The organism is Thalassococcus sp., assembly GCF_982780845.1.
In genome coordinates, this window is the sequence record NZ_CEYADA010000016.1 from 101,056 (window position 1) to 107,249 (window position 6,194).

General features: G+C 59.3%; 7 protein-coding genes. 3 read left to right on the forward strand and 4 right to left on the reverse strand.

All coding sequences use genetic code 11. The features are described 5' to 3' along the window. Window positions 1–154: 154 nt before the first annotated feature. Window positions 155–1,957, reverse strand: coding sequence for a translation elongation factor 4 (gene lepA, locus AC4FIA_RS16100; protein ID WP_488048378.1), 1,803 nt, complete (start codon window positions 1,955–1,957; stop codon window positions 155–157). 207 nt (window positions 1,958–2,164) lie between these two features. On the opposite strand from lepA, the gene AC4FIA_RS16105 reads away from it, so the two are divergent. Further along, window positions 2,165–2,509, forward strand: a complete 345-nt coding sequence (locus tag AC4FIA_RS16105) for a hypothetical protein (protein ID WP_490366689.1) — start codon at window positions 2,165–2,167, stop codon at window positions 2,507–2,509. On the opposite strand, the gene AC4FIA_RS16110 is transcribed toward AC4FIA_RS16105, so the two are convergent. Next, the gene (locus tag AC4FIA_RS16110) at window positions 2,506–3,276 is read right to left on the reverse strand and encodes an alpha/beta fold hydrolase (RefSeq protein ID WP_490366699.1); all 771 of its coding nucleotides are present in this window, start codon (window positions 3,274–3,276) and stop codon (window positions 2,506–2,508) included. The genes AC4FIA_RS16105 and AC4FIA_RS16110 overlap by 4 nt on opposite strands. A gap of 75 nt (window positions 3,277–3,351) precedes the next feature. Between AC4FIA_RS16110 and AC4FIA_RS16115 the strand changes: the two genes are divergently transcribed. Next, a complete protein-coding gene (locus AC4FIA_RS16115) occupies window positions 3,352–3,726 on the forward strand; it encodes a hypothetical protein (RefSeq protein WP_490366690.1) in 375 nt (124 codons plus the stop codon). Here AC4FIA_RS16115 and AC4FIA_RS16120 read toward each other — a convergent pair. Beyond that, on the reverse strand, window positions 3,723–4,331 hold the full coding sequence (locus tag AC4FIA_RS16120) for a class I SAM-dependent methyltransferase (protein WP_490366691.1): 609 nt from the start codon (window positions 4,329–4,331) through the stop codon (window positions 3,723–3,725). The genes AC4FIA_RS16115 and AC4FIA_RS16120 overlap by 4 nt on opposite strands. A gap of 128 nt (window positions 4,332–4,459) precedes the next feature. Between AC4FIA_RS16120 and AC4FIA_RS16125 the strand changes: the two genes are divergently transcribed. Then, window positions 4,460–5,362: a LysR family transcriptional regulator gene (locus tag AC4FIA_RS16125; RefSeq protein ID WP_490366692.1), complete on the forward strand. Its 903-nt coding sequence runs from the start codon at window positions 4,460–4,462 to the stop codon at window positions 5,360–5,362. 43 nt (window positions 5,363–5,405) lie between these two features. Here AC4FIA_RS16125 and AC4FIA_RS16130 read toward each other — a convergent pair whose 3' ends face one another. Continuing rightward, complete coding sequence (locus AC4FIA_RS16130) at window positions 5,406–6,062, reverse strand: pyridoxamine 5'-phosphate oxidase family protein (protein ID WP_490366693.1); 657 nt, start codon at window positions 6,060–6,062, stop codon at window positions 5,406–5,408. Window positions 6,063–6,194: the final 132 nt, after the last annotated feature.

Below are 6,194 nucleotides of genomic sequence, written 5' to 3' on the forward strand. Positions count from 1 at the left end.
CGTAGGACCTAAGGCGGGAAGTGACCGATCCGCCAAAGAGCCGCCGCGTTGGGCGCGTCGTCTCTGGTACGGCGGCCTTCGGCCTTTCCTCCGCACCCGATCACAAAACAAAAAACGCGCCCGAAGGCGCGTCTTTGTTTAATTGTGAACCGGTTCAGCTATCCATCTTAAGCGCCGAGATGAACGCCTCTTGCGGGATTTCCACCTTGCCGAACTGGCGCATCTTTTTCTTACCGGCTTTCTGCTTTTCCAGCAGTTTCTTCTTACGCGTCGCGTCACCGCCGTAACATTTCGCGGTCACGTCCTTGCGCAGCGCCGACAGGGTTTCGCGCGCGATCACCTTGCCGCCGATCGCCGCCTGGATCGGGATTTTGAACATGTGACGCGGGATCAGATCCTTAAGCTTTTCGCACATCGCGCGGCCCCGCATTTCAGCGCGGTCGCGGTGAACCATCATCGACAGGGCGTCGACCGGTTCGTCATTCACAAGGATCGACATCTTGACCAAATTGTCTTCGCGGTAGCCGATCATCTGGTAGTCAAAGGACGCATAGCCCTTGGTGACCGATTTCAGGCGGTCGTAGAAGTCAAAGACCACTTCGTTCAGCGGTAGATCGTACACCACCATCGCGCGCGAACCCGCATAGGTCAGATCCAGCTGGATGCCGCGACGGTCTTGGCACAGCTTCAGCACGTCACCCAGATATTCGTCCGGCACAAGGATCGTCGCCTTGATGCGCGGTTCCTCGATATGGTCGATCTTGGACGGGTCGGGCATATCTGCGGGGTTGTGCAGATCGATCTGTTCGCCGTCTTTCATGTAGATGTGGTAGATAACCGACGGCGCCGTTGTGATCAGGTCGATGTCATATTCGCGTTCCAGACGGTCGCGGATAACCTCGAGGTGCAAAAGGCCCAAGAAGCCGCAGCGGAAACCAAAGCCAAGCGCGGCGGATGTTTCCATCTCGGCGGTAAAGGACGCGTCGTTCAGAGCCAGCTTTTCGATGGCGTCGCGCATGTCTTCAAAGTCGTTGGCGTCCACGGGGAACAGGCCACAGAAAACCACAGGCACAGACGGCTTAAAGCCCGGCAGCGGTTTTTCGCATTGGCGGCGTTCGTGTGTGATCGTATCGCCGACCTTGGTGTCGCGCACCTGTTTGATCGACGCGGTCAGGAAGCCGATTTCACCCGGCCCCAGTTCATCGACATTCTGCATCGCCGGGCGGAAGACGCCCAGACGGTCGACGCCGTAGCGCGCACCGGTTTGCATCATGCGGATGTTGTCGCCCTTTTTCAGGGTGCCCTGCATGATCCGAACCAGAACCACAACGCCAAGGTACGAGTCGTAATAGCTATCCACCAGCATCGCCTGAAGCGGCGCATCGGGATCGCCGGACGGGGGCGCGGGCAGGCGGGTGACGATGGCTTCCAGCACATCGGGGATACCCAGACCGGTCTTGGCGGAAATCTCGACAGCGTTGTCAGCTTCGATGCCGATCACGTCTTCGATCTGTTCTTTGACGCGTTCGGGTTCGGCGGCGGGCAGATCGATCTTGTTCAGAACGGGCACGATCTCGTGGTCCGCTTCAATCGCGGTATAGACGTTGGCCAGTGTTTGCGCCTCGACGCCTTGGGTCGCGTCCACCACCAGCAGCGATCCTTCAACCGCGCGCATGGAACGGCTGACTTCGTAGGCAAAGTCGACGTGTCCGGGCGTGTCGATCAGGTTCAGCACATAGGTCTCGCCATCCTTGGCGGGGTATTCGATCCGCACGGTGTTGGCTTTGATCGTGATGCCGCGTTCCCGTTCGATATCCATCGAGTCGAGAAGCTGTGCTTTCATATCCCGTTCGGCCACGGTGCCGGTCAACTGAATGAGCCGGTCAGCGAGGGTCGATTTTCCGTGGTCGATATGGGCCACGATCGAGAAATTTCGGATGCGAGAAAGTGGTGTCATAAACGCGGATATGAAGCGGAAACAGGGGCCGGTCAAGGTGGCATGATGCGCTACACGTCAAGGGCGCATGGTTTCGCGTCGATTCTGGCAGTCGGGCCATAGAAAACAGGGCCATTTCAGAACGTGAATTGCCTTGTCAGCCGTTTTCGCGCATTATGTTTGCAATCAAACAGCCAGCGCAGACTGGCGCGATATATGAGCAGAAATATGAGAGTTTTGGCAGCACTGTGCATTTGTGCCATCGTAGCGGGCTGTGGCGGCAGCACCCGTAGCTATGGTTCCCCCCAAGTGACCCGTTTCGCGACCGGCCCGATCTATTCGGCTTGTATGTCGTCGGACCGTAAGGCGCGCAGCCGGTCGTTGTGCGGATGTGTGCAGGCCACAGCGGACCGGACGTTGTCGTCTTCGGATCAATCACTCGCGGTCAGCTTCTTCAAAGATCCGCAGCGCGCGCAGGATATCAAGATGTCCAAACGCCCGAACCATGACCGGTTCTGGGATCGTTACAAAGAATTCTACGGACGCGCCGAACAGGTCTGCCGCGGCGTTTAATCGCCGAAATCATAATTCAGAAACGTTCTGACCGAGGCTTCGAATTCACGCGGTTTTTCCGCGTGAAGCCAATGGCCCGTGCCCGGAATTTTGGCGAAACGTGCCCGCGGGAACAACTCGCGGATATGGGCGCGGTGTTCGGGCAGGACATAGTCGCTTTCGCTGCCGGTCAGGAACAGGGTCGGGCGCGGGAATTCGCCCGTGGTGCCCGGCCAGCCGATGATGTTCGGCATCTCGGCCCCCAGCACATCCAGATTCAGCAGCCAGCGTTTGTTGGCGACATCGAGACTTTGGGTGAAAAAGCTTTGTAGCGTCTTTTCCGGCACCAGTTTCGCCAGTTGTTCCACCGCATCGGACCGGCGCGCGACCTTGTCCAGATCGATAGACTTCATCGCGTTGATATATTGCGTCTGGTCGTGGCTGTAGGCCACGGGCGCGATGTCGGCCACCACCAGCCGCCCCACCTTTTCCGGATGGGTCAGTGCCAGAACCATCGCCGCCTTACCGCCCATGGAATGGCCCATGACATCCATCTGACCGCCGTGGGCGTCGATGACTTCGGCCAGATCGCCCGCCATGTCGTGATAGCTGTGCTGGTCGGCGCGGAAACTGTTGCCATGGTTGCGCTGGTCGACGGCAACCACCTGCCGTTCGTCCGATAGACGTTTTGCGATCACACCCCAGTTGCGCGCCGATCCATATAGACCATGCACGATCAAAAGCGGGGGCTTGTCGGTCGGGGTGCCATGCACAACGGTGTTCAACATGCCGAAGGGATAGCGCGGCACTTTACCAGTGGCCAGCGCCTTTTCTGCGGTGCGAAAATCGGTTAGCCGTATCTCATGATCAACACGACCACCCTGACCGCCGATATCGAACGGCTCGAAGCGCTTCTGGCCGACAGGCTAGGCGCGCGTCGTGGCAATCTGGCGCGTCGTGCGGCCAGGGCGGGGCGACGTCTGCCGAAATGGGTGCGCCGTGATCTTGAGTTTCTGTCGCAGTGCGGACACATCGCAGGCCACCCGCAACTGGCCAGCACCGTTGAACCCGCCATGATCGCCCGCGCGGTTGAACGCAGCGAACGGCACCTGAGTGCCATCGACGTCAAAGAACGCCGGATCAAGACGGCGCTGGGCATCGCGGCGGGGCTGATCGTGCAGTTTGTGATCCTGTTTGCCGTCGCTGTGGCTGTGATGCGCTGGCGGGGCCTGATCTAGGCCCGCGCCACGATAAACCGCGCGGGCGGTTTTTTCGGGAAAACACCCGTTTCCACAGTATCAAAGCCCGCATCCGCAAACATCGCGTCCAGTTCCTCGACCGTCATGAAGTTCACGTAGGGCGCTTTGCCGATCCATTGAAGCACCGGCAAGAACAGCCCGATGAACGGCATCGCGCCTTTGACGCAGGCGGATTTTGTGATGACCAGACCGCCGGGTTTCAGTCGCGATTTGATCGCTTGCAGCGCGCCGGGAACATCTTCGACCAGATGCAGCAGGTTATAGGCCATGATCACGTCGAACGGGCCCTCGGGCGCATCCAGAATGCCGTTGACCTCGAACGTGACGTTCGGTGTGCCTGCCCCTTTTTCACGAGCGATCTCGATCATGCCGGGGGCCAGATCGGTCGCGGTGATCTGCGCACCGGATGCGGCCAGTCGCAGCGCCGTGGTGCCGGTGCCGCAGCCCAGTTCCAGCACCGAATGGTCCGGCGACAGATAGGACAACGCCCGCTCCAGCGTGTGTTCATATGACGCCATATCCTTGATCGGATGTTTGGCGTAGCGGGGGGCAATCTTGGTCCAGAATTTTTTCGGGTCAATCATCGGGGCGGTCCTGCAATCTGAATATCTTTGCCAAAGGCAGTAAGGTGTCTGAAAGGATAGCTGTCATCTAATCTTTTGCGCGTCCCATGCATATTGCCGAGATTTGCCTATGTGCTATGCGTATCTGCATGAACTGGTCTGCTATTCGATTTGATTGGAACTGCGCCCGTGCCTTTCTGGTCACGGCGGAAACCGGTTCGTTTTCCGCAGCCGCGCGTGAACTGGATGTGGCCCAGCCCACTATCGGCCGTCAGGTCGCGGCGCTTGAGGAAGAACTGGATATCATCCTGTTCGAACGTCTGGGCCGTGGTCTTGCGCTGACGGCGGCGGGGAAGATGCTGTTGACCCACATCCGCGCGATGGGCGACGCGGCCTTTCGCACGTCGATTACAGCCGCTGGTCAGGTGCAGTCTGTGGGCGGCAAGGTCAGCGTGTCGGTCACCGATATGATGGCTGCCGTCGTGATGCCGGAACTCGTGACGCGCCTGCGCATGATCGCCCCCCAGATCGAGATCGAGGTGATTTCGGCAAACGACATCAGCGACCTACAACGCCGCGAGGCCGATATCGCCGTCCGCCATGTGCGCCCCGAGCAACCCGAACTGATCGCCCGCAAACTACGCGACTCCGAGGCCTGCCTTTATGCCTCGATCGGTTATCTTGAACGGGTGGGGCGGCCCGAGACGCCCGAGGACGTTCTGAACCTCGATTTCGTCGCCATGGGTACCGCCGAACAGCTTGCTCCGTTTCTGGAACGCATGGGCATCCCTGCGGGTGTGCCCAAGGTCAGCCTGCAGTCAGACAGCGGCTTGGTGTGCTGGGAACTGGCCAAACGGGGGCAGGGCGTTGTGCCGATGATTTCCGATCTGGCCGAGCAATCGCCCGAGATGGAAAACATCCTGCCCGAGCTGAAGCCGATTATCGTGCCCTACTGGCTGGTCACGCACAGCGAACTCCACAGCGCCAAACGTATCCGGATCGTGTTCGATTTTCTGGCCGAGGCCCTGTCGCAACCGCGGTTCGGAATCTAGGCGGTGTCGCGCGGGGCCAACGACCTGCGCGCAACCAAGCGCATTAGTTCTTACCGTATTTGAACCCTGTCACATGATCCGGCGCGGTCAGGCCCTCCAGATTGCGCGGGTCGTCGATGGGCGCGCCGATGGTGGTGGTCACAGGGATCACGCCCGCCCAGATCGGCAGTTCGTAGTCTTCCTCATCATCGGCGGGTGGCCCTGTGCGGATCTTTGCGCTGCCTTCCTCGATATCCAGTGCAAGGATCATCGTCGCTTTGCGTTCCTGCTCAGAATTCGGGCGCAGGATTTCAGACCGGCCCGGAAACAGGTGGTCGATGAAGTTGCAGAGCTTCTCTTCCTTTTCCTCGTTCGACACCTGACGGGCCGTGCCGAACAGCGTGACCGAGCGGGTGTTCAGCGAATGGTGCATGCCAGAGCGCGCCATGACAAACCCGTCAAGGATCGCAACACTCAGGCAGACCTCGGCATCGCGCGAATTTTTCAGCGCGCGCGACGCGGACGAGCCGTGCCAATACACGGTGTTCCCTTCACGCCATTGCAGCGTCGGCGTCACATAGGGTTTCCCGTCGATGACATAGCCCACGGTGCACATGGGCTGGGCATCCAGAATGGCGTTGACGGTGTCACGGTCGAAATGCCCGCGATTGTGCGACCGGCGCAGGCGGGAACGGTCGGTTTTCTGTAGGTCTGTGGTCATGACTTTGCTTTGGTCTTGTGGCTTTTTCTGAAGGGGGTTTCGTGCAATATTGGCTTTATGAAAATGACCAATTTGCTACAAAACAATAAGGCCAATTTGCAGGCGGCCCTTCTGGCCCTGACGCTGGACCGC

What these genes read in the sequence shown, in the direction of transcription:
- AC4FIA_RS16115 (WP_490366690.1), top strand. Translation starts at nt 3,352, where the DNA reads ATGATCAACACGACCACCCTGACCGCCGATATCGAACGGCTCGAAGCG.
- AC4FIA_RS16130 (WP_490366693.1), bottom strand. Translation starts at nt 6,062, where the DNA reads ATGACCACAGACCTACAGAAAACCGACCGTTCCCGCCTGCGCCGGTCG.
- AC4FIA_RS16125 (WP_490366692.1), top strand. Translation starts at nt 4,460, where the DNA reads ATGAACTGGTCTGCTATTCGATTTGATTGGAACTGCGCCCGTGCCTTT.
- AC4FIA_RS16120 (WP_490366691.1), bottom strand. Translation starts at nt 4,331, where the DNA reads ATGATTGACCCGAAAAAATTCTGGACCAAGATTGCCCCCCGCTACGCC.
- AC4FIA_RS16110 (WP_490366699.1), bottom strand. Translation starts at nt 3,276, where the DNA reads ATGTTGAACACCGTTGTGCATGGCACCCCGACCGACAAGCCCCCGCTT.
- AC4FIA_RS16105 (WP_490366689.1), top strand. Translation starts at nt 2,165, where the DNA reads ATGAGAGTTTTGGCAGCACTGTGCATTTGTGCCATCGTAGCGGGCTGT.
- lepA (WP_488048378.1), bottom strand. Translation starts at nt 1,957, where the DNA reads ATGACACCACTTTCTCGCATCCGAAATTTCTCGATCGTGGCCCATATC.